This is a genomic window from Sphingosinicella microcystinivorans (assembly GCF_027941835.1).
GTDB lineage: Bacteria > Pseudomonadota > Alphaproteobacteria > Sphingomonadales > Sphingomonadaceae > Sphingosinicella.
In genome coordinates this window covers 3,414,766-3,434,428 of record NZ_CP116005.1, presented here as the reverse complement: position 1 = coordinate 3,434,428, position 19,663 = coordinate 3,414,766, and the positions used below count along the sequence as shown (strand labels likewise).

Annotated in this window: 16 protein-coding genes; 15 read left to right on the top strand and 1 reads right to left on the bottom strand. The window is 68.3% G+C overall.

Annotated features, from left to right (window positions below):
- The first annotated feature begins 127 nt into the window (after positions 1 to 127).
- The 15 genes from tpiA (at position 128) to PE061_RS16405 (ending at position 18,598) form a co-directional block, all read left to right on the top strand.
- Positions 128 to 871, top strand: a complete 744-nt coding sequence (gene tpiA, locus PE061_RS16475) for a triose-phosphate isomerase (protein WP_271256314.1) — start codon at positions 128 to 130, stop codon at positions 869 to 871.
- A gap of 3 nt (positions 872 to 874) precedes the next feature.
- The gene (locus tag PE061_RS16470; protein WP_271256313.1) at positions 875 to 1,930 is read left to right on the top strand and encodes a phospholipase A; all 1,056 of its coding nucleotides are present in this window, start codon (positions 875 to 877) and stop codon (positions 1,928 to 1,930) included.
- Between the two features lie 86 nt (positions 1,931 to 2,016).
- Positions 2,017 to 2,418 (top strand): preprotein translocase subunit SecG, encoded by a 402-nt coding sequence (gene secG / locus PE061_RS16465; RefSeq protein WP_271256312.1) that lies wholly within the window; start codon positions 2,017 to 2,019, stop codon positions 2,416 to 2,418.
- An 81-nt stretch (positions 2,419 to 2,499) separates the two neighbouring features.
- Positions 2,500 to 4,131, top strand: a complete 1,632-nt coding sequence (locus PE061_RS16460) for a CTP synthase (protein WP_271256311.1) — start codon at positions 2,500 to 2,502, stop codon at positions 4,129 to 4,131.
- Positions 4,132 to 4,602: 471 nt separating this feature from the next.
- Positions 4,603 to 5,892 carry a proline--tRNA ligase gene (gene proS / locus PE061_RS16455; protein WP_271256310.1) on the top strand — a complete coding sequence of 430 codons (1,290 nt, stop codon included), beginning with the start codon at positions 4,603 to 4,605 and terminating at the stop codon, positions 5,890 to 5,892.
- The gene (locus tag PE061_RS16450; protein WP_271256309.1) at positions 5,889 to 7,136 is read left to right on the top strand and encodes a lipoprotein-releasing ABC transporter permease subunit; all 1,248 of its coding nucleotides are present in this window, start codon (positions 5,889 to 5,891) and stop codon (positions 7,134 to 7,136) included. Before proS ends, PE061_RS16450 begins: the two co-directional genes overlap by 4 nt.
- Positions 7,129 to 7,809 carry an ABC transporter ATP-binding protein gene (locus PE061_RS16445; RefSeq protein ID WP_271256308.1) on the top strand — a complete coding sequence of 227 codons (681 nt, stop codon included), beginning with the start codon at positions 7,129 to 7,131 and terminating at the stop codon, positions 7,807 to 7,809. Before PE061_RS16450 ends, PE061_RS16445 begins: the two co-directional genes overlap by 8 nt.
- Complete coding sequence (locus PE061_RS16440; protein WP_271256307.1) at positions 7,806 to 8,411, top strand: GNAT family N-acetyltransferase; 606 nt, start codon at positions 7,806 to 7,808, stop codon at positions 8,409 to 8,411. The genes PE061_RS16445 and PE061_RS16440 overlap by 4 nt, the downstream gene beginning before the upstream one ends.
- A 3-nt stretch (positions 8,412 to 8,414) precedes the next feature.
- Entirely contained in the window at positions 8,415 to 11,858 is a 3,444-nt protein-coding gene (dnaE, locus tag PE061_RS16435) for a DNA polymerase III subunit alpha (RefSeq protein ID WP_271256306.1), read from the top strand.
- A 195-nt stretch (positions 11,859 to 12,053) separates the two neighbouring features.
- A complete protein-coding gene (locus PE061_RS16430) occupies positions 12,054 to 12,347 on the top strand; it encodes a hypothetical protein (RefSeq protein WP_271256305.1) in 294 nt (97 codons plus the stop codon).
- 150 nt (positions 12,348 to 12,497) lie between these two features.
- Positions 12,498 to 13,280 carry an enoyl-CoA hydratase-related protein gene (locus tag PE061_RS16425; RefSeq protein ID WP_271256304.1) on the top strand — a complete coding sequence of 261 codons (783 nt, stop codon included), beginning with the start codon at positions 12,498 to 12,500 and terminating at the stop codon, positions 13,278 to 13,280.
- Positions 13,277 to 14,011, top strand: coding sequence for an N-formylglutamate amidohydrolase (locus PE061_RS16420; RefSeq protein WP_271256303.1), 735 nt, complete (start codon positions 13,277 to 13,279; stop codon positions 14,009 to 14,011). Before PE061_RS16425 ends, PE061_RS16420 begins: the two co-directional genes overlap by 4 nt.
- Positions 14,008 to 15,726, top strand: a complete 1,719-nt coding sequence (gene ilvD, locus PE061_RS16415; RefSeq protein ID WP_271256302.1) for a dihydroxy-acid dehydratase — start codon at positions 14,008 to 14,010, stop codon at positions 15,724 to 15,726. Before PE061_RS16420 ends, ilvD begins: the two co-directional genes overlap by 4 nt.
- A gap of 314 nt (positions 15,727 to 16,040) precedes the next feature.
- Entirely contained in the window at positions 16,041 to 17,411 is a 1,371-nt protein-coding gene (locus PE061_RS16410; protein WP_271256301.1) for an NAD(P)H-hydrate dehydratase, read from the top strand.
- A gap of 2 nt (positions 17,412 to 17,413) precedes the next feature.
- The gene (locus tag PE061_RS16405) at positions 17,414 to 18,598 is read left to right on the top strand and encodes a class I SAM-dependent RNA methyltransferase (RefSeq protein ID WP_271256300.1); all 1,185 of its coding nucleotides are present in this window, start codon (positions 17,414 to 17,416) and stop codon (positions 18,596 to 18,598) included.
- Here PE061_RS16405 and PE061_RS16400 read toward each other — a convergent pair.
- On the bottom strand, positions 18,595 to 19,647 hold the full coding sequence (locus PE061_RS16400; RefSeq protein ID WP_271256299.1) for a 1,9-bis(guanidino)-5-aza-nonane synthase: 1,053 nt from the start codon (positions 19,645 to 19,647) through the stop codon (positions 18,595 to 18,597). The two genes, PE061_RS16405 and PE061_RS16400, sit on opposite strands and share 4 nt — an antisense overlap.
- Positions 19,648 to 19,663 lie beyond the last annotated feature (16 nt).

Genomic DNA, 19,663 nt, shown 5'->3' with positions numbered 1-19,663 from the left:
TCGTGCGCGTTCGGCATTCAAAATAGCGCCCGGTTTATAGGTAGCTGCGGCAGGCGCGGCAAGCGCGCCCTTGGCTTGTCTGTCCGTGCGTTGCTAAGGCCTCCGGCAAATGCACAAGGAGAGTTTGATGGAAAAGCCGATGCTGGTTGCGGGCAACTGGAAGATGAACGGGCTGAAGGCCGCGCTTGCCGAGGTGGAAGCGATCGCGCGCGCGGCTGACGCCGCGCCGTCCCGCGTTGAGGTTGCCGTCGCGCCGCCGTTCACGCTCGCCGCGCTCGCGAAGGACGCGGCGGCGGGCTCGCGTCTCCGCATCGGCGGGCAGGATTGCCACGCGAACCCCTCGGGCGCGCACACCGGCTGCATCGCCGCGCCGATGCTTGCCGATCTCGGCTGCGACTTCGTGATCGTCGGCCACAGCGAGCGCCGCACCGACAACGGCGAGACCGACGCGGACGTGAAGGCGAAGGCGACCGCCGCGATCGGCGCGGGCCTGCGGGCCATCATCTGCGTGGGCGAGACGGAGGCCGAGCGCGACGCCGGGCGCCACCTCGACGTCGTCGGCGCGCAGCTGGATGGCTCGCTGCCGGATACAGACCCGGCGAGCGTCGTCATCGCCTACGAGCCCGTCTGGGCGATCGGCACGGGCCGCACGCCGCTCGCGGGCGATGTCGACGAGATGCACAGCGCCATCCGCACGCGCCTCGTCGCCCGCTACGGCGAGGACGGACGCCGCATCCTCATTCTGTACGGCGGCTCGGTGAAGCCGTCGAACGCGGCCGAGCTGTTCGCGGTGGCGGAAGTGGGCGGCGCGCTCGTCGGCGGCGCCAGCCTCAAGGCCGCGGACTTCCTGCCCATCATCGCGGCGGCCTGATCGGTGCGCGCCACCGCCTTCGCCGCCGCGCTGCTGGTCTCCCTGCCTGCGGCGGCGGAGGTACGGATCGTTGTGCCGGAGGCGAGCGCGCCGCGCACCGGCACGTTCGAGGTGATCTTCCTCAACGACGACGCGGCGGCGGCAAAGCTCGATGCGCCCGCGACGATCATGGTCGCTGAAGGCGAGGCGACGCTGGACGGTCCCGCACCCGCGGAGATCGCGCCCGGCGGCTTCGCACGTGTCAGCTACCGTCTCGGCACGACGCAGGCGGCAGCGGCCCCTCAGGTGGCCGTCGCAACCACCACCGCAACGCCGCAGGAAGCGGAGTCCGCGGGCCTCGGCCGCTTCGAAACCTACGAGCCGATGTACGCGGTGATCGGCGCGGGCCCGTCGGACGCCAAGCTCCAGCTCAGCTTCCGCTACCGTGTCTTCGGCCATCAGCCGCGCGAATTCACCACCGGCGACGGCAGCCGCCAGTGGCGCGCGGGGCTCTATTTCGGGTACACGCAGCGCATGTTCTGGGATCTCTCCGAAGAGTCGATCCCGATGTACGACATCACCTTCAGCCCGGAGCTGTTCCTGCGTGCCGTTTCGCCCGGCACCCCGAGCGTCGGCGCGCCGATGCTCGGCATCCAGGCGGGGCTCCGCCACCAGTCGAACGGCAAGGACGGCGCGGAGTCCCGCAGCTACAACACGCTCTACGTCGAGCCGTCCGTAGGCTTCGGCCTCGGAAGCGGCTGGACGCTCACCGCCGCGCCGCGCCTCTGGGCCTATGTCGGCAGCAAGGAAGGCAACGAGCGCATCGCCCGCTATCGCGGCTACACGGGCCTGACGCTCAATCTCAAGCAGACCGACGGCTTCGGCATCCGCGCCTTCGTGCAAGGCAACCTCGAAGGCGGACGCGGCAGCGCCGAGGTGGACGCCAGCTATTCGCTGCGCCGCTGGACCGGGCTCAACCTCTATCTCTACAGCCAGCTCTACACGGGCTACGGCGAAGCGCTCATCGACTACGACGAGCGCAACACCCGTTTGCGCCTCGGTATCGGCATCGTGCGGTAGGGTCGCTTGCCTCCCAATGCTTGAACTCGCGCGCCTGCGTCGTTATGTGGCCTCTCGCTATTCCACCGGAAAATGATCGGTCCCGCATGTCCACCGCGCTGATGCACTTCGTCCTTGTCGTCCATTCGCTGATCGCGGTCGCGCTCGTCGCGGTGATCCTGCTTCAGCGCAGCGAGGGCGGGGCGCTCGGCATCGGCGGCGGGCCCGGCGGACTGCTGACCGCGCGCGGCGCGGGCAACCTGCTCACGAGGTCCACCGGCATCCTCGCCGCGCTGTTCCTCGGCACCAGCATCCTGCTCGCCGTGCTGGCGAGCCTCGCCAAGGCGCCGACCTCGATCGACACCTCGCTGGTGCAGGCCGAAGCGCCGGCTGCTCCTGCCGATGGCTTGCCGACGGCGCTGCCCGGCAGCAACGCGCCGGCAGACGATGCGCTGCCGATGGCGCTGCCGCCCGCGCCCGCCAGCGACGACATTCCGACCGCGCAATAAAGTCATCCACAGAAAAAAGTCCTGCCGCCGCCCCGAATCGGGTGGCGGTCCAACCCTTTGCTCGCCTATAGGTTTCCTCCCATGGCGCGGTACATTTTCATCACCGGCGGCGTGGTTTCCTCGCTCGGAAAAGGTCTCATGGCGGCGAGCCTCGCCGCGCTCCTGCAGGCGCGCGGCTACACGGTGCGCATCCGCAAGTTCGACCCGTATCTGAACGTCGATCCCGGAACCATGTCGCCCTATCAGCACGGCGAGGTCTACGTCACCGACGACGGTGCGGAGACCGACCTCGACCTCGGCCACTACGAGCGGTTCACGGGCGTGCCCTCGCGGCAGTCCGACAACGTCACCTCGGGCCGCATCTACCAGCAGATCATCGCGAAGGAGCGCCGCGGCGACTTCCTCGGCGCGACCGTGCAGGTGATCCCGCACGTGACGGACGCCATCAAGGCGTTCGCGCTCGCCGACACCGAGGATCTCGATTTCGTGCTCTGCGAGATCGGCGGCACGGTCGGCGACATCGAATCGCTGCCGTTCATCGAGGCGATCCGCCAGCTTCGGAACGACATCGGCGCCGAGAACGTCTGCTTCGTCCACGTCACTCTCATTCCGTTCATCGCGGCGGCGGGCGAGCTGAAGACGAAACCGACGCAGCACAGCGTACGCGAACTCACCAGCCTCGGCATCCAGCCGCAGGTGCTCGTCTGCCGCTGCGAGAAGCCGGTGCCGGACAGCGACCGCGCCAAGATCGCGCTGTTCTGCAACGTCCGCAAGGAAGCCGTGATCCCGGCGCTCGACGCGAAGAGCATCTACGCCGTGCCGCTCCAGTACCATGCCGAGGGGCTGGATCGGGAAGTGCTGCGCGCCTTCGGCATCGAGGCGAAGGAGTCGCCTGACCTCTCGCGCTGGACGGACATCGTCGACCGCCTCGAAAACCCCGAGGGCGAAGTTACCATCGGCGTCGTCGGCAAGTATGTCGGGCTTCAGGACGCCTACAAGTCGCTGCACGAGGCGCTCGTGCACGGCGGCATCGCCAACCGCGTCAAGGTCAACGTCAAGTGGCTCGACGCGGAGCTGTTCGAAGGCGAGGGGGCCGAGCCCCAGCTTCTGGAGCCGATGCACGGCATCCTCGTGCCCGGCGGCTTCGGCGAGCGCGGCAGCGAGGGCAAGATTGCCAGCGTCGCCTTCGCGCGCGAACGCGGCGTGCCGTTCTTCGGCATCTGCCTCGGGATGCAGATGGCCTGCATCGAGGGCGCGCGGAACCTCGCGGGCATCGCGGGCGCTTCCACCACGGAATTCGGCCCCACCGACGAGCCGGTCGTCGGCCTCATCACCGAATGGATGTCCGAGGAAGGCCTCCAGAAGCGCGAGGCGGGCGGCGACCTCGGCGGCACGATGCGGCTCGGCGCCTTCCCGGCGAAGCTCGGCGCGAACAGCGTCGTCGGCAGCGTCTACGGCGCCACCGACATCTCCGAGCGCCACCGCCACCGCTACGAGGTGAACATCCACTACAAGGCCGCGCTCGAGGCGGGCGGTCTCGTCTTCTCCGGCATGTCGCCGGACGGCGAGCTTCCCGAAATCGTCGAGCGGCCCGATCACCCGTGGTTCATCGGCGTGCAGTTCCACCCGGAACTCAAGTCCAAGCCGTTCGATCCGCATCCGCTGTTCGCCAGCTTCATCGCCGCCGCCGTCAAGCAGAGCCGTCTCGTCTGATCCCGGGCGCGGCTCGTCGGGCCGGCCGCGTGCAGTCGTTACGGAGCCGATTCGCGGCGCAGGGCACAGCAGCATCCTGCGGAATGACCGGGCGCAAACGAAAAACGCCCGGGTCGTTTCCGAACCCGGGCGCTCTCGTGACGAGTCATTTAACTCCCGACAAAGTCGCGGTCTGCTGTTCCCCCATCAGACCTTGACCCTGCAAGCGCGCCGTCATTTGTCGCGTCGCGCGTCCTCCCCCAACCCTGGTGCCCTCCCACAGGCGATACCGGATCAGACGAGTGGTGTGTTACGGCGCGGGCGGCCTTCCCGACAAGATAGTGTCATGTCGGCTGCACATTAATTTCGGGAGGTGTGGACATGTTGCAACAATATGCTGCGCGCGTCGTAACGCTTCCGGCACGATGCCGGACGGCAAAAGGTGGAATGTCCGGTTGCGCGCCTGATCGCCCGTGCTAGACAGCGCGCACTATGCGCCTTTCCCGCTATTTTCTTCCGCTCCTCAAGGAAACCCCCACCGACGCGCAGATCGTCAGCCACCAGCTGATGCTGCGGGCCGGTCTCGTCCGCCAGACCTCGGCCGGCATTTACGCCTGGCTGCCGGTCGGCCTGCGCGTCCTCGACAAGATCGCCGACATCGTCCGGCGCGAGCAGGACCGTGCGGGCGCCATCGAGCTGCTGATGCCGACGATCCAGTCGGCGGACCTCTGGCGCCAGTCGGGCCGCTACGACGCCTACGGGCCGGAGATGCTGCGCTTCAAGGACCGGCACGAGCGCGAGATGCTCTACGGGCCGACCAACGAGGAAATGATCACGGCGCTGTTCCGCGATTCCGTGCGCAGCTACCGCGACCTGCCGCGCACGCTCTATCATATCCAGTGGAAGTTCCGCGACGAGGTGCGCCCCCGCTTCGGCGTGATGCGCGGCCGCGAGTTCCTGATGAAGGACGCCTACAGCTTCGATCTCGACGAGGCGGGCGGCAAGGTTTCGTACAACGCCATGTTCGAGGCGTACCTGCGCACGTTCGCGGCGATGGGCCTGAAAGCGGTGCCGGTACGCGCGCCGACCGGCCCCATCGGCGGCGACATGAGCCACGAATTCCACATCCTCGCCGAAACCGGCGAGAGCGAGATTTTCTACGATTCGGCGCTCGAAAACGTCGACGTCACCGATCCCGAGGCCGTTTCGAAGCTCTCCTCCGTCTACGCGATGGAAGCCGAGGAGCACGAGAAGGTGACGAACTGCCCGGTGCCTGCGGAGCGCCTGCTCAGCCGCCGCGGTATCGAGGTCGGGCATATCTTCTTCTTCGGCACCAAATACTCGGCCTCGATGGGCCTCAGCGTGCAGGGGCAGGACGGCAAGCCCGTCACGCCGCAGATGGGCAGCTACGGCATCGGCGTGTCGCGGCTCGTCGGCGCGGTGATCGAGGCGTGCCACGACGAGGACGGCATCATCTGGCCGGAGGCGATCGCGCCGTTCAAGGTCGGCCTCATCAACCTCAGGAGCGGCGACGCCGCCTGCGACGTGGCCGCCGACGCGCTTTACGCGAGGCTCCAGCGCGCGGGCATCGAAACGCTCTACGACGACCGTGACGAGCGCGGCGGCGCCAAGTTTGCGGGCATGGACCTCGTCGGTATCCCGTGGCAGCTCGTCGTCGGCCCCAAGGGCGTCAGCGCCGGCGTGGTCGAGCTCAAGCACCGCAGGACCGGCGAGCGCCACGAGCTTTCCGTCGACTCCGCGCTGGAGAAGCTCGCGGGATGATCTCGCGCTACGAGCGCATGATCGCCCGGCGCTACCTGCTGCCGGGGCGGGGCGAGGGGTTCATCTTCCTTGTCGCCTCGATCAGCCTCGTGGCCGTCGCGCTCGGCGTCGCCGCGTTGATCGCGGTCATGTCGGTGATGAACGGCTTCCGCGCCGAGCTTTTCGACCGGATTCTCGGCCTCAACGGCCACGCCGTGGTGCAGGGCTACGGCGGCCGTCTGCCGGACTGGCAACCGCTGCTCGCGAAAGCCCGGGCCATGCCCGGCGTCGTGCAGGCCGAGCCGATCATCGAGCAGCCGCTCATCGGCTCCCACAAGAGCCGCGCCGAGGGCGTGCTGCTGCGCGGCATGTTGATGGACGACATCAGGGGGCTGAAGCTCGTCGCCGACAACATCAAGGCGGGCCGTCTCGAAGACCTTGCGCTCGAAGGCAATTTCGTCGCGATCGGCGCGCGCCTCTCCGAATCGCTCGGCGCCGGGGTGGGGGACACGATCAGCCTGATCTCGCCGGACGGGCAGGTGACGCCGTTCGGCACGACGCCGCGCATCGTCCCCTACCAGATCGCGGCCGTGTTCGAGGTCGGCATCTTCGACTACGACAAGGCCTTCGTGCTGATGCCGCTGGACCGCGCGCAGACGTTCCTGCGCATGGGGGGCGACATCGGCATGATCACGCTCACCACCACGAACGCCGACCGCGCCGACCGCATCCTCCAGCCGCTGGTGCCGGAGCTTGCCGGGCGCGGCATCATCATCGACTGGCGGCAAATGAACGGCGTGCTGTTCGAGGCGCTTTCGGTGGAGCGCACGGTGATGTTCGTCGTCGTCGGCTTCATCATCCTCGTCGCGGTGTTCAACATCCTCACCAGCCTCATCATGCTGGTGCGCGCCAAGACGCGCGACATCGCCATTCTGCGCACGATGGGCGCGAGCCGCGCCGCCCTGATGCGGATTTTTGTGACCGTCGGCACGCTCATCGGCTCGGCGGGCATATTGCTCGGCCTCGCGCTCGGCTTTCTGTTCCTGCACTACCGGCAGAACGTCGTGCTCGGCGTCTCGAAGATCACCGGCGTCGACCTCTGGGACCCGCGTATCCGCTACCTGACCGAGCTTCCCGCCAAGACCGACGCGGTCGAGGTCGCCGCGATCGTCACGCTCGCGCTCGTGCTCAGCTTCCTTGCGACCATCTATCCGGCGTGGAAGGCGGCGAGCACCGATCCCGTGCAGGTGCTGCGTTATGAGTGACGTGCTTGCGGTGAAGGGCCTCGCGCGCAGCTTCCGGCAGGGCGGGGCGGTGATCGACGTGCTGCGCGGCGTCGACCTCACCGTCGGCCCCGGCGAGATCGTTGCGCTGCTGGGGCCGTCCGGCTCCGGCAAGTCCACCATGCTCCAGGCGATCGGCCTCCTCGAAGGCGGTTTCGAGGGTTCCATCGTCATCGACGGCCGCCCGGCCGAAAAGCTCTCGGCGCAGGAACGCACCGATGTACGCCGCGACAAGCTCGGTTTCGTCTACCAGTTCCACCACCTGCTCCCTGATTTCAACGCGCTCGAGAACGTCGTGCTGCCGCAGCTGATCGCAGGGCGCGACATGGCCTCGGCGGAGGCGAAGGCGAAGGCGTTGCTCACCGACCTCGGCCTCGGCGAGCGCCTCGACCATCGCCCCTCGCAGCTTTCCGGCGGCGAGCAGCAGCGCGTGGCGGTCGCGCGTGCGCTGGCCAACGAGCCCGTCCTGGTGCTCGCCGACGAGCCCACCGGCAACCTCGACGAGGCGACGGCCCAGCGCGTGCTCGCCGAGTTCCTGCGCGTCGTTCGCAGCCACAATTCGGCGGCGCTCATCGCCACGCACAACACCGCGCTGGCGAAGCAGATGGACCGCATCGTCGCGCTGCACGAAGGGCAGCTGGTCGAGACGCGATGAACCCGTGGCGGGATCAGGTCCGGCTTGAAGGACGCCATGTCACGCTCCGTCCGCTGGACGCGGCGGATGTAGACGGAATCGCAGAGGTTTCGCGCGACGGTCGCCTGTCGGAGCTGTTCTACACGCGGGTTCCTTCGCCCGACCACGTGCAGGGATGGCTTGAAACCGCGCTTGCCGAGAAGGCGGCGGGACGGGCGATGCCCTATGTCGTCGAAATGGACGGGTGTGTCGTCGGCGCCACGCGCTACCTGCGCATGAACGCGGCGTACCGCAGGCTCGAAATCGGCGCGACCTTCTATGCGAAGTCGGTGCAGCGCTCGGCCGTGAACACCGAATGCAAGCTGCTGCTGCTCGGCCACGCGTTCGAGGTGATGGGCTGCAACGTCGTCCAGATCCGCACGGACTGGTTCAACCGGGCGTCGCAGCGCGCGATCGAACGGCTCGGCGCGAAGCGGGACGGGGTGCTGCGGAGCCACCAGATCGCCACGGACGGGCGGCTGCGCGACATCGTCTGCTACAGCATCATCACCGGCGAATGGGCGGGCGTGAAACGGAATCTCGATTTCCTGCTTTCGCGGCATCGCGAGCCTGCGCCACAATAGGCCATGCCCGAATCGCGTTTCGTCCACCTCCGCATCCAGTCGCCCTATTCGATGCTGGAAGGCGCGGTTCATGCGAAGGACATCGCCAAGGCGTGCCTCAAGCACGGGATGCCCGCCGCCGCCGTCACCGACAGGAACAACCTGTTCGCGGCGATGGAATTTTCGGACAAGCTGGCGGAGGCGGGTGTGCAGCCGATCATCGGCACGTTGCTCGCGGTCGCACGGCCCGGCACGCCGCAGGCCGGCAGCAAGCCCGCGCAGAATTGGCTGGCGCTGCTCGCGCAGGACGAGACCGGTTACAAGAACCTCATCCGCATCGTTTCCCGCGCGCACCTCGACTCCGATCCCGTCGACGGGCCGAACGTGCCGCTTGCCGGGCTAGAAGGGCTGACGGAGGGGCTGATCGCGCTCACGGCCGGGCCGGACGGCGCGCTCGCACGGTTGCTCGCCGAGGGGCAGGCGGATGCGGCAAACGCCTATGCCGATGTGCTGCAACGCCTGTTCCCGGACCGGCTCTACGTCGAGCTTTCGCGCAGCCACAATCCGATCGAGGACAGCGCCGAGCAGGCGCTGATCGCGCTCGCCCACGATCGCGGCCTGCCGCTCGTCGCGACCAACCCGGTTGCCTTCCCGGATCGCAGCTTCGCGGCGGCGCACGACGTGCTGCTCTGCATCGCGGACGGCGCCTATGTGGAAACGGAGGGCCGCCGCCGCGTTTCGGAGGAGTGCTGGCTGAAGCCGCCGGAGGAGATGATCCGGCTGTTCGAGGACGTGCCCGAGGCGATCGACAACACGCTCGTCGTCGCGCGCCGCTGCGCGGTGATGGCGCCGTCGCGGAAGCCGATCCTGCCCAGCCTCGCGGGCGACCGCGAGGGCGAGGCGGCCATGCTCATCGAGCAGGCGCGCGCCGGCCTCGCGCGGCGGCTCGAGGGGCGCACCGATACCGAGCCCTACTTCGAGCGGCTGGAGTACGAACTCGGCATCATCAACAAGATGGGCTTCGCCGGCTACTTCCTCATCGTTGCGGACTTCATCCAGTGGGCGAAGGCGCAGGGGATTCCGGTGGGGCCGGGGCGCGGTTCGGGCGCGGGCTCGGTCGTCGCGTGGGCGCTCACCATCACCGATCTCGACCCCATGCGCCTCGGCTTGCTGTTCGAGCGCTTCCTCAATCCCGAGCGCGTGTCGATGCCCGACTTCGACATCGACTTCTGCGAAACCCGGCGCGGCGAGGTGATCCGCTACGTGCAGGAGCGCTACGGCCGCGATCAGGTGGCGCAGATCATCACCTTCGGAACGCTGAAGGCGCGCGCCGTGCTGAAGGACGTCGGCCGCGTGCTGCAGATGCCTTACGGGCAGGTGGATCGGCTGGCGAAGCTGGTGCCCAACCATCCCACCGATCCGTGGACGCTCGACCGCACGCTGAACGGCGTCGCCGAGTTCGTCACCGAGACGAAGCGCGATCCGGCGGTTGAGAACCTCGTCAATCTCGCGATGAAGCTGGAAGGCCTGCCGCGTCATGCCTCGACGCACGCGGCGGGCGTGGTGATCGGCGACCGTCCGCTCGACGAGCTTGTCCCGCTCTACCGCGATCCGCGCTCCGACATGCCCGTCACCCAGTTCGACATGAAATGGGTGGAAAAGGCGGGCCTCGTGAAGTTCGACTTCCTCGGCCTCAAGACGCTGTCGGTGCTCCAACGCGCGCTCGATCTGCTGGAGAAGCGCGGCGTCAGCGTTGACCTGTCGACGATCCCGTGGGACGACCCCGATGTCTACGCGCTGCTGGCGAAGGGCGACACGGTCGGCGTGTTCCAGCTCGAATCCGAAGGGATGCGCCGCACGCTCGCGCAGGTGAAGCCGGACTGCTTCGAGGACATCATCGCGCTCGTCTCGCTCTACCGCCCGGGCCCGATGGACAACATTCCGAGCTTCGCGAACCGCAAGCACGGCACCGAGGCCGTCGACTGCCTGCACCCGAAGCTCGAGCCGATCCTGAAGGAGACCTACGGCGTCATCATCTACCAGGAGCAGGTGATGCAGATCGCGCAGGTGCTCGCCGGCTACTCGCTCGGCGAAGCCGACCTCCTGCGCCGCGCGATGGGCAAGAAGAAGAAAGAGGAGATGGACGCCCAGAAGGCGCGTTTCCTCGAAGGCGCGACCGCGCAGGGCGTCGACAAGGCGCAGGCCGATTACATCTTCGAGCTGGTGGCGAAGTTCGCGGGCTACGGCTTCAATAAGAGCCACGCCGCCGCCTATGCGCTCGTCGCCTACCAGACGGCGTGGATGAAGGCGAAGCATCCGGTCGAGTTCTATGCCGCCTCGATGGCCTACGACATCGCGCTCACCGACAAGCTCAGCGTCTTCATCGACGACATGAAGCGCATGGGCGTCGAGTGCCTGCCGCCCTGCGTCAACAACAGCGAGGCCGACTTCTCGGTGGAGGACGGCAAGGTGCGCTATGCGCTCGCGGGGCTGAAGGGCGTCGGCGAGCGGGCGATGGAGGGCATCGTCGAGGTCCGCAGGACGGGCGGGCCGTTCACGTCGCTGACCGATTTCGCCGAGCGCATCGACCCGACGCTGCTCAACAAGCGGCAGATCGAAAGCCTCGTTTCGGGCGGCGCCTTCGATTGCGTCGAGGCCAATCGCGCCAAGGCCTATGCGATGGCCGAGGCCGTGCTCGCGGCGGCGAACGCGGCGGCCGACGCACGCGAGACGCAGCAGGGTGCGCTGTTCGGCGGCGGATCGGGCGGCGCCTCGATCACGCTGATGGCGCCCGGCAGCGTATCGGCATGGTCGCTCGGCGACACGATGGCGAAGGAGCGCGACGCCTTCGGCTTCTATTTTGCCGCGCATCCGCTCTCGGCGTGGCAGCACGTGCTCGATACGCACGGCGTGCGGTCCTATGCGCGGATTTGCGAGGACGGCGCGCCGTGGGACGGCGGGCGCGGCAGCGCCACGATGGCGGGGCTCGTCGAATCCGTGCGTTGGCGCACGCCGCAGAACGGGCGCAGCACACGCTATCTGCTCGCCGGCCTGTCGGATTCGAGCGGCCAGTACGTGGCGAGTTGCTTCGACGAGGAGGTGATGCCCGGGCTCGAAGCGGCCGCGGCAGGGCAGGAGATCATCCTCATCAACGCCGAGCTGCTGTGGCGCGACGGTGAAGACGCGCCGCGCGTGACGATCCGGGGGCTGACTCCGGTCGCCGAACTGTCGAAGCACAGCCGCGGGCGGCTTAACCTCAAGGTCTCGGCCGGCTTCGATGCAGCGGCGCTGCGGCGCCTTGCCGACGCCCGGCCGACCGGCCGCGGCGACATCTACGCGGAGATCGAGTTGCCGGGCGGTTTCGCCTCGATCCGGCTTGTGCGCGGCCTGCTGCTCGATTCGGAAATGCGCCACAGCGCCGAACATATCCCGGGCGTCACCGCGGCCGAACTCGTCGCCGTAAACTGATCCTTTCTTTCGCCGCGGCGCATCGCCGCAGCCGTTTCCCGTTGCATTTCCGCAATTGCATTGCTGCGCTGCGGGATGCAATTTGCGTGGCACTCAAAAAATCGTTTGACTCAGAACTGAGCGACACTTAAACACGCCTCCGGTGATTTTAAGTAAGACTCAGTACCCGCCCTCCCACGGCACAGGAGCAAGATCATGAACCGCGTTCTCGTCACTCTCCCCCTCGCGTTCGTCGCGTCCGCGTTCTTCATCAGCGCGTCCGTCACGCCGGCCCATGCCGCTGACGCGGCCTGCACCGCGATGCCCGCCAACATCCGCTCGGTCGCCGAAAAGGGCGACGCCGAGGCGGCGAAGAAGGCGCTGAAGCTGGTTCGCACCGGCGAACTGCTTTGCGATGCGGGCAACGAGCGCGCCGCGCGGAAGAAGTTCGAAGGCGCCTACAAGACCCTCGGCGTCGCCGAAGAGGAATACGCGCAGCTCGCGAAGTAAGCACTCCCCCAAGGCCCGATGCGGCCTCAGAGGGCTGCGGCAAACCTGCCGCAGCCCTTTTTCTTTGCATGCAGGACAGGGCATTTGCGGTTGCGGGGCAAGGGGCTGCGTGACATTGGAGCCCGGTTCAAGGCCGGATAGGACTGCGGAATGACCGACGCGCTGCAACTCGAGATCGACGGGCCGGTCGCGCGCATCGCCTTCAACCGCCCGGACAAGCGCAACGCCATCTCGCAGGCGATGTGGGAGGCGTTTCCCCGTCTTGTCGAAGCCGCCGTCGCCGAACGTGCCGTCCGCGTCCTCGTCATTCGATCGGCAACCCCGGCGATGTTCTCGGCAGGCGCCGATATCGGCGAGTTCGCCGAGCGGGCGCGCGATCCGGCGTGGCAGGCGGGAAACCGGCAGGCGCTGCGCAGCGCCCAGCTTGCCATCACGGGCGCGCCGATCCCGACGCTCGCCATTGTCGACGGCGACTGCGTGGGGGCGGGGTGCGGCGTCGCGCTCGCCTGCGACATGCGGATCGCCTCCTCGCGCGCGCGGTTCGGCATCACGCCGGCGAAGCTGGGACTCGTCTATCCGCTGCACGACATCAAGCTGCTCGTCGACCTCGTGGGGCCGGGGCAGGCGCGGCGCATACTCTACACGGGCGAACTGCTGTCGGCCGATGAAGCGCTGGTCATCAACCTCATCGAGATGTGCACCACCGTCGAAGCGCTGAGCCGTGAGGCCGAGTTGCTGATCGCGCGGATCGTGGCGAACGCTCCGTCGAGCACGATGCGGCTCAAGGGACTGATGCGCCGCGTTCTCGACGGCAGCCGCGACGACGATGCGGAGAGCGCCGCCATCTTCGATGCCGCCTTCGCCGGGGCCGATTTCGCCGAAGGGCTGGCGGCCTTCGCCGCACGCCGCAAGCCGGTGTTCGCCGACAGATGACGACCGCCGAATATCTGTCCGGCGTGCCGGGCGGCCTGCTCATCATTGCCGATCACGCCTCCAACGCCGTTCCGGCGGAGATCGCGCTCGGCGTCGATGCGGCGGACCTCGCCAGGCATATCGCGTGGGACATCGGCACCGCCGCGCTCGCGCGGGGGCTTTCAGGTGCGCTCGGCGCGCCTGCGGTCCTCGCGACGGCTTCGCGTCTCGTCGCGGATTGCAACCGCGCGCCGGAGGACGACGGCGCGATCCCGTCCGCAAGCGACGGCATCCCCGTGCCGGGCAACGTGTCGCTTAGTGCCGAGGCGCGGCGCGCGCGCCTTGAAGCGTGGCACGAACCCTATCACGCGGCGATTGCCGCAGCACTCGATACGCTGGCGCCGCGCCTGCTGGTTTCGATCCACAGCTTCACGCCGGGCCTTGCGACGCGGCCCGGGGAGACGCGGCCGTGGCAGGTCGCGCTGCTCCATAACCGGGATAGCCGCGCCGCCCGCATCGCCATTGGCGCGCTGACCAAAGAAGGCCTCACCGTGGGCGACAACCAGCCCTATTCGGGCGCGGTCTACGGCTACACGACCGACCGGCACGCGGAGGCGCGGGGGCTGCCCTACCTCACCTTCGAAATCCGGCAGGATCTGCTTGCGGACGAGCGCGCGATTGCCGCATGGACGGCGCGCCTCGCCCGTGTCATTGGCATCGTCGAATCCGAGCTTCTGGAGGTAATATCATGACGACATTCGACAAATCGAAGTTGCCGAGTCGTTATGTCTCCGTAGGTCCGGAGCGCGCGCCGCAGCGGTCGTACTACTACGCGATGGGCCTGACCGAGGAGGAGATCGCGCGGCCCTTCGTCGGCGTCGTTTCCGCGGGCAACGACAGCGCGCCCTGCAACACGCTGCTCGACCACCAGGCGGACATCGCGCGCCGGGGCGTGCACGCCGCGGGCGGCCTGCCGCGCCGCTTCAACACCATCACCGTCACGGACGGCATCGCGATGGGCCATCAGGGCATGAAGGCCTCGCTCGTCAGCCGCGAGGTGATCGCGGACTCGGTGGAGCTTTCGGTGCGTGGGCATTGCTATGACGCCATCGTCGGCTTCGCGGGCTGCGACAAGTCGCTGCCGGGCATGATGATGGCGATGCTGCGTTTGAACGTGCCGTCGATCTTCGTTTACGGCGGCTCGATCCTGCCCGGCCGGTACGAGGGGCGGGACCTCACGGTGCAGGATGTATTCGAAGTTGTCGGTCAGTACGCTTCCGGCAAGTGTCCACTTTCACACCTGACCGCGATCGAGAAGGCGGCGTGCCCGGGCCACGGGGCCTGCGGCGGGCAGTACACGGCGAACACGATGGCGTGCGTCGCCGAGGCCATCGGCCTCAGCCTGCCGAACAGCAACATGGCGCCCGCACCCTACGAGACGCGCGACGACATCGCCGAGGCCGCGGGGCGACAGGTGATGAAGCTGATCGAACTGAACCTCCGCCCGCGCGACATCTGCACGCGCGAGGCGTTCGAGAACGCGGCGCGTGTCGTCGCGGCGACGGGCGGCTCCACGAACGGCGGTTTGCACCTGCCCGCAATGGCTTCGGAAGCGGGGATCGAGTTCGATCTGTTCGACGTCGCCGAGATATTCAAATCAACGCCTTACATCGCGGACCTGAAACCGGGCGGCAACTATGTCGCCAAGGACATGTACGAGGCGGGCGGCGTCTACATGGTGATGAAGGCGCTGCTTGCGGGCGGCTTCCTCCACGGCAACTGCATGACCGTGACTGGCAAGACGCTGGGCGAGAACATCGAGGAAATCACCTGGAAACCCGACCAGAAGGTCATCCGCGAGATTTCAAACCCGATCACGCCAACGGGCGGCGTCGTCGGCCTCAAGGGATCGCTCGCCCCCGACGGCGCGATCGTGAAGGTCGCCGGGCTCGCCAAGCTCACCTTCGAAGGCCCGGCCCGCGTCTTCGATTGCGAGGAGGATGCCTTCGCCGCCGTCGAGAACCGCCAGTTCGAGGAGGGCGAGGTTCTCGTGATCCGCTACGAGGGCCCCAAGGGCGGCCCCGGGATGCGCGAAATGCTCGCCACCACCGCCGCGCTCTACGGGCAGGGCATGGGCGACAAGGTTGCGCTCATCACCGACGGCCGCTTCTCCGGCGCGACGCGCGGCTTCTGCATCGGCCACGTCGGCCCCGAGGCTTCCGACTGCGGACCCATCGCGCTCATCGAGAACGGCGACCGTATCCGCATCGACGCCGTGGAGGGCACCATAGACCTCCTCGTCGGCGACGATGTTCTCGCCGAGCGCCGCGCGCGCTGGCAGCCCCGCGTCAACGCCTACCAGTCCGGCGCGCTGTGGCGCTACGCCCAGAACGTCGGTCCGGCCAGCAAGGGCGCCTGCACGCATCCCGGCGCCCGCGCCGAGCGCCACGTCTACGCCGACATCTGACCGCGACGAGAAGGAAACGGGCGATGTCGGCAGCGGCAGCGCGGGGATGGTCTTCGGCTGCGGCGGTATGGCCGGGTCGCTCCTGCTCTCCTGCGGCGGGCGGATCGCCGACCACACCGGCTCACCGCGCGAATCGCGGGGAATCTCGCCGGGCGTCGTCCTGATGCCGCCAGTATAGAAAGGAGACGGCGCGCAGGCGCCGACGATGAGCGTGACGGCGAGAATGACAAGTACGGGAAGTCGCATGACGTCGTATGCTGTCGCAAGAACGGTGCGCGTTGACAAGTCCGCCGCGATCGGTGTCGGGTCTTTCCATGCCAGCTGAATATCCGCCGCTTCTGCCGCGCGAGCCCGTGGTGACCGCCGCCGAAATGCGGGCCGCGGAAGCCGCAGCGATCGCCGCCGGGACGAGCGGCTTCGAACTCATGCGGCGCGCGGGCGAGGCCGCCGCGGCGGGCATCGCGGCGTTCTACGGTCCCGCGCCGGTTCTGGTGCTGGCGGGGCCGGGCAACAACGGCGGCGACGGCTATGTCGTGGCCCATGCGCTGAGGGCGCGCCGCTGGCCCGTCGAGGTTGCCGCACTGGCGCCGCCCGCGACCGAGGCCGCGCAGCAGGCCGCCGCGCTCTGGAACGCTCCGGTCATCGACGTCGCGGCGGCGGAGCCGCGCTTCGTGCTCGTCGATGCGCTGTTCGGAACCGGACTGACGCGCGGGCTGGAGGAGCCGCTTCTTTCGCAGTTTCATGCGCTTGCACGCGCATCTTCCGTCGTCGTCTCGCTCGATCTGCCGAGCGGCGCGGCGACCGACGACGGCGCGCCGCTGTCCCCGCTGGCGCGCGCGGACCTTACCGTCACGTTCGGCGCGCTGAAGCCGTCGCACCTGCTGTATCCCGCCGCAGCGCGCTGCGGGCGGGTCGTGGTGGCCGACATCGGTCTCGGCGAGATCGGGACGCGGCTGTTCCGAAACGGCGCGCCGTCCGCCGCGGCTCTGGCGACGGACACGCACAAGTACCGGCGCGGGCATGTACTCGTCGTGTCGGGGGCGATGGCGGGCGCGGGGTGGCTCGCCGCCCGCGCCGCGCAGCGGGCCGGGGCAGGCTATGTGACGCTGGCGTCGGAAACGGCGCTGCCGCCGTCGTCGCTCGTCGTGCAGCCGCTTTCCGCGATCGACCTCGGCCGCGCGGATGCCGTCGTGCTCGGCTCGGGCCTCGGCCGCGACGGAGCGGCGCGCGCGCGGGCCGGGGCGGTGCTCGACGCGGGAAGAACGATGGTGCTCGACGCCGACATCTTCTCGCTGTTCGCGGACGATCCGGCGCCGGTGTTCGGCCTCGGCGCGGTGATGACGCCGCATGACGGCGAGTTCGCGCGCCTGTTCGGCGATCTTCCGGGCAGCAAGGCGGATCGCGCCCGCGCCGCCGCCGCGCGGTCCGGCAACGTCATCGTCCTGAAAGGGCCGGACACGGTGATCGCCGCGCCGGACGGCCGCGCGGTGATCAACGATCACGCCTCGCCGCGCCTCGCCACCGCCGGAAGCGGCGACGTGCTCTCGGGCATGATCGCGGCGCATCTCGCGCGCGGCGACGCGCCGTTCGAGGCTGCCTGCGCCGCCGTGTGGCGTCACGGCGATGCCGCGCTGCGGGGGCGTGACGGGCTGATCGCGGAAGACCTCGTCGGTCTGATCCGCTGAGCATGGAAACCATTGTTCGCCTTGCAGCGCGCGGTGACGGCGTCACCGAGAGCGGCCGCTACGTCGCCGGGGCGGTTCCCGGCGATACGGTGGACGGTGACGTCATCGCGCCGGGGCCGTACCATATTGCTCCGGCCTGCTCGCATTTCGGCGTCTGCGGCGGCTGCCAGTTGCAGCACGCGGACGACGCCGTGCTCGCCGACTTCGTCTCGGGCCGCATCCTCGGCGCGCTTGCCGGTGTCGGCATTGTGCCCAAGACGGTGCATCCCGCGCACCTGTCGCCGCCCGGCGCGCGGCGGCGGGCCAGCTTCCGACTGGTTCGGGACGGCGGCGGCGTGCGCCTCGGCTTCAACGTCGAGGGCAGCAGCGCGGTCGTCGATCTCGCCGAATGCCCGGTGGTTCGCCCGGCGCTCTGGGACGCCGCGCGAACGCTTCGCGACGCGCTCGCGCCGCGCCTTCGGACAGGCCATGCCGTCGGCATGACCCTCACCGACACCGTCTCCGGTTTCGACGTGCTGCTCACCAATCTCGCGCTGCCCGCGTCCGACGTCGGCGCGCTTGCGGCTCTCGCATCGCAGGCCGGGCTGGCGCGGATCGCGACCGAGACGGCCGCGGGCGTCGAGATCGCGCTTCAGCTTGCCGAGCCTGCGGTCAGGTTCGATGGCGTCGCCGTGGCGCTCCCGCCCGGCGGTTTCCTTCAGGCGACCGCGGACGGCGAGGCGGCTTTGCAGGCGGCGGTGCTGGAGGGCGTCGCCGGGGCGGGCACGGTGGCCGATCTTTTCTGCGGGGCGGGCACGTTCGCGCTGCCGCTCTCGGCGCGGGCGAAGGTGTTTGCGGCGGATGCCGCGCGCGATGCCGTCGCGGCGCTGTCAGCCGCCGCGAAGCGTGCAGGGCGTCCGGTCACGACCGCGCACCGCGACCTGTTCCGCCAGCCGCTGCAACCCGCCGAACTCGACAAGTTCGATGCCGTGGTCCTCGATCCGCCGCGCGCGGGGGCGAAGACGCAGGTGGAAACGATCGCGCGCTCGAAGCTGAAGCGGGTCGTGCATGTCTCGTGCAACCCCAACACGTTCGCGCGGGATGCGAAGATTTTGCACGAGGCCGGGTTCCGGCTCACCGAGCTGTGGCCGGTCGGCCAGTTCCGCTGGTCCGTCCACGTGGAACTGGCTGCCGTTTTTCTTCGTTAGGCGAAGAGTTTCGACCAGCCGTGCTTGGGACGGTTCCGCCAGTGGCCGCGGTGGTAGGCGTCCGATGCCAGCAGCGGCAGCACCGAACCGGCCTCAGCATAGACCATCTGCTCGAGCGTGGTGTCGACCTTGCCCCAGCTCGCGGCTTCCTTGAGCGTCGAGGACGAGCAGGCGCCGTCGCGCACGTCGGCGACCGTGATCTGCACGGCGTACTTGTGCATCTCGACGTCCTCGTGGCCGAGGATCTCGGCGCAGACGACGGTGTCCTGCACGAAGTTCTTCGGCACGCCGCCGCCGATCATCAGGAGGCCGGTGGTGCCCGCCTTGATCTTGATGTCGGTCAGCTCGCGGAAGTCCGCGATCGAGTCGAGCGTCATGTAGGGGCGGCCCGCCTTCATGGCGTCGACCTGGTGCTTGACGAGGCCGAAGCCTGCCGACGAGTCCGTGAACGCCGGGCAGAAGATCGGCACGTCGTGCTCGAAGGCGAGCTTAACGAGGCTGTTCTCCTTCTTGCCGTGCTTCGAGAGGTAGCGGCCCATCTCGCGGATGAAGGCGCGGCTCGAATAGGGCTTCGGATCGAGGCCGTTCGCGATCTCGCCGATCGTGTGGTCGCAGTCCTGAAGCTGCTCCTCGTCGATATAGGTGTCGTAGATGCGGTCGATGTAGAGCGAGCGCAGCACGTTATCGTCAGGGATTTCAAGCGCCTGGTAGTGCTTGTGGCCAAGGCCTTCGAAGAAGTCCATGTCGACGATCGAGGCGCCGGTGGCGACGATGCCGTCCACCATGTTGTTCTCGACGAGGTCCGCATAGAGGTTCATGCAGCCGCCCGCCGAGGTGGAGCCGGCGATGACGAGGAAGATCGAGCAGTCCTTGTCTTCCAGCATGGTGTTGTAGATCTTCGTGGCGCGCGCGAGGTCGCGGCTGGTGAAGCTCATGCCGTCCATCTGGTCGATGATCGGGCGCGCATCGAAGCTCTTGATGTCGATGTGACGCACTTCTGTGGAGAGCAGTTCCGCCTTGCGCTGCGCGTCTACGCGAACATCGGTCATTGGTGTTTCCTTCCAG

Excerpts from the sequence above, each read along its gene's own strand:
- PE061_RS16425 (WP_271256304.1), top strand. The coding sequence starts at position 12,498 with ATGACCGACGCGCTGCAACTCGAGATCGACGGGCCGGTCGCGCGCATC.
- dnaE (WP_271256306.1), top strand. The coding sequence starts at position 8,415 with ATGCCCGAATCGCGTTTCGTCCACCTCCGCATCCAGTCGCCCTATTCG.
- PE061_RS16445 (WP_271256308.1), top strand. The coding sequence starts at position 7,129 with ATGAGTGACGTGCTTGCGGTGAAGGGCCTCGCGCGCAGCTTCCGGCAG.
- PE061_RS16410 (WP_271256301.1), top strand. The coding sequence starts at position 16,041 with ATGCCAGCTGAATATCCGCCGCTTCTGCCGCGCGAGCCCGTGGTGACC.
- PE061_RS16420 (WP_271256303.1), top strand. The coding sequence starts at position 13,277 with ATGACGACCGCCGAATATCTGTCCGGCGTGCCGGGCGGCCTGCTCATC.
- PE061_RS16460 (WP_271256311.1), top strand. The coding sequence starts at position 2,500 with ATGGCGCGGTACATTTTCATCACCGGCGGCGTGGTTTCCTCGCTCGGA.
- ilvD (WP_271256302.1), top strand. The coding sequence starts at position 14,008 with ATGACGACATTCGACAAATCGAAGTTGCCGAGTCGTTATGTCTCCGTA.
- secG (WP_271256312.1), top strand. The coding sequence starts at position 2,017 with ATGTCCACCGCGCTGATGCACTTCGTCCTTGTCGTCCATTCGCTGATC.
- PE061_RS16430 (WP_271256305.1), top strand. The coding sequence starts at position 12,054 with ATGAACCGCGTTCTCGTCACTCTCCCCCTCGCGTTCGTCGCGTCCGCG.
- tpiA (WP_271256314.1), top strand. The coding sequence starts at position 128 with ATGGAAAAGCCGATGCTGGTTGCGGGCAACTGGAAGATGAACGGGCTG.
- PE061_RS16440 (WP_271256307.1), top strand. The coding sequence starts at position 7,806 with ATGAACCCGTGGCGGGATCAGGTCCGGCTTGAAGGACGCCATGTCACG.
- PE061_RS16450 (WP_271256309.1), top strand. The coding sequence starts at position 5,889 with ATGATCTCGCGCTACGAGCGCATGATCGCCCGGCGCTACCTGCTGCCG.
- proS (WP_271256310.1), top strand. The coding sequence starts at position 4,603 with ATGCGCCTTTCCCGCTATTTTCTTCCGCTCCTCAAGGAAACCCCCACC.
- PE061_RS16405 (WP_271256300.1), top strand. The coding sequence starts at position 17,414 with ATGGAAACCATTGTTCGCCTTGCAGCGCGCGGTGACGGCGTCACCGAG.
- PE061_RS16400 (WP_271256299.1), bottom strand. The coding sequence starts at position 19,647 with ATGACCGATGTTCGCGTAGACGCGCAGCGCAAGGCGGAACTGCTCTCC.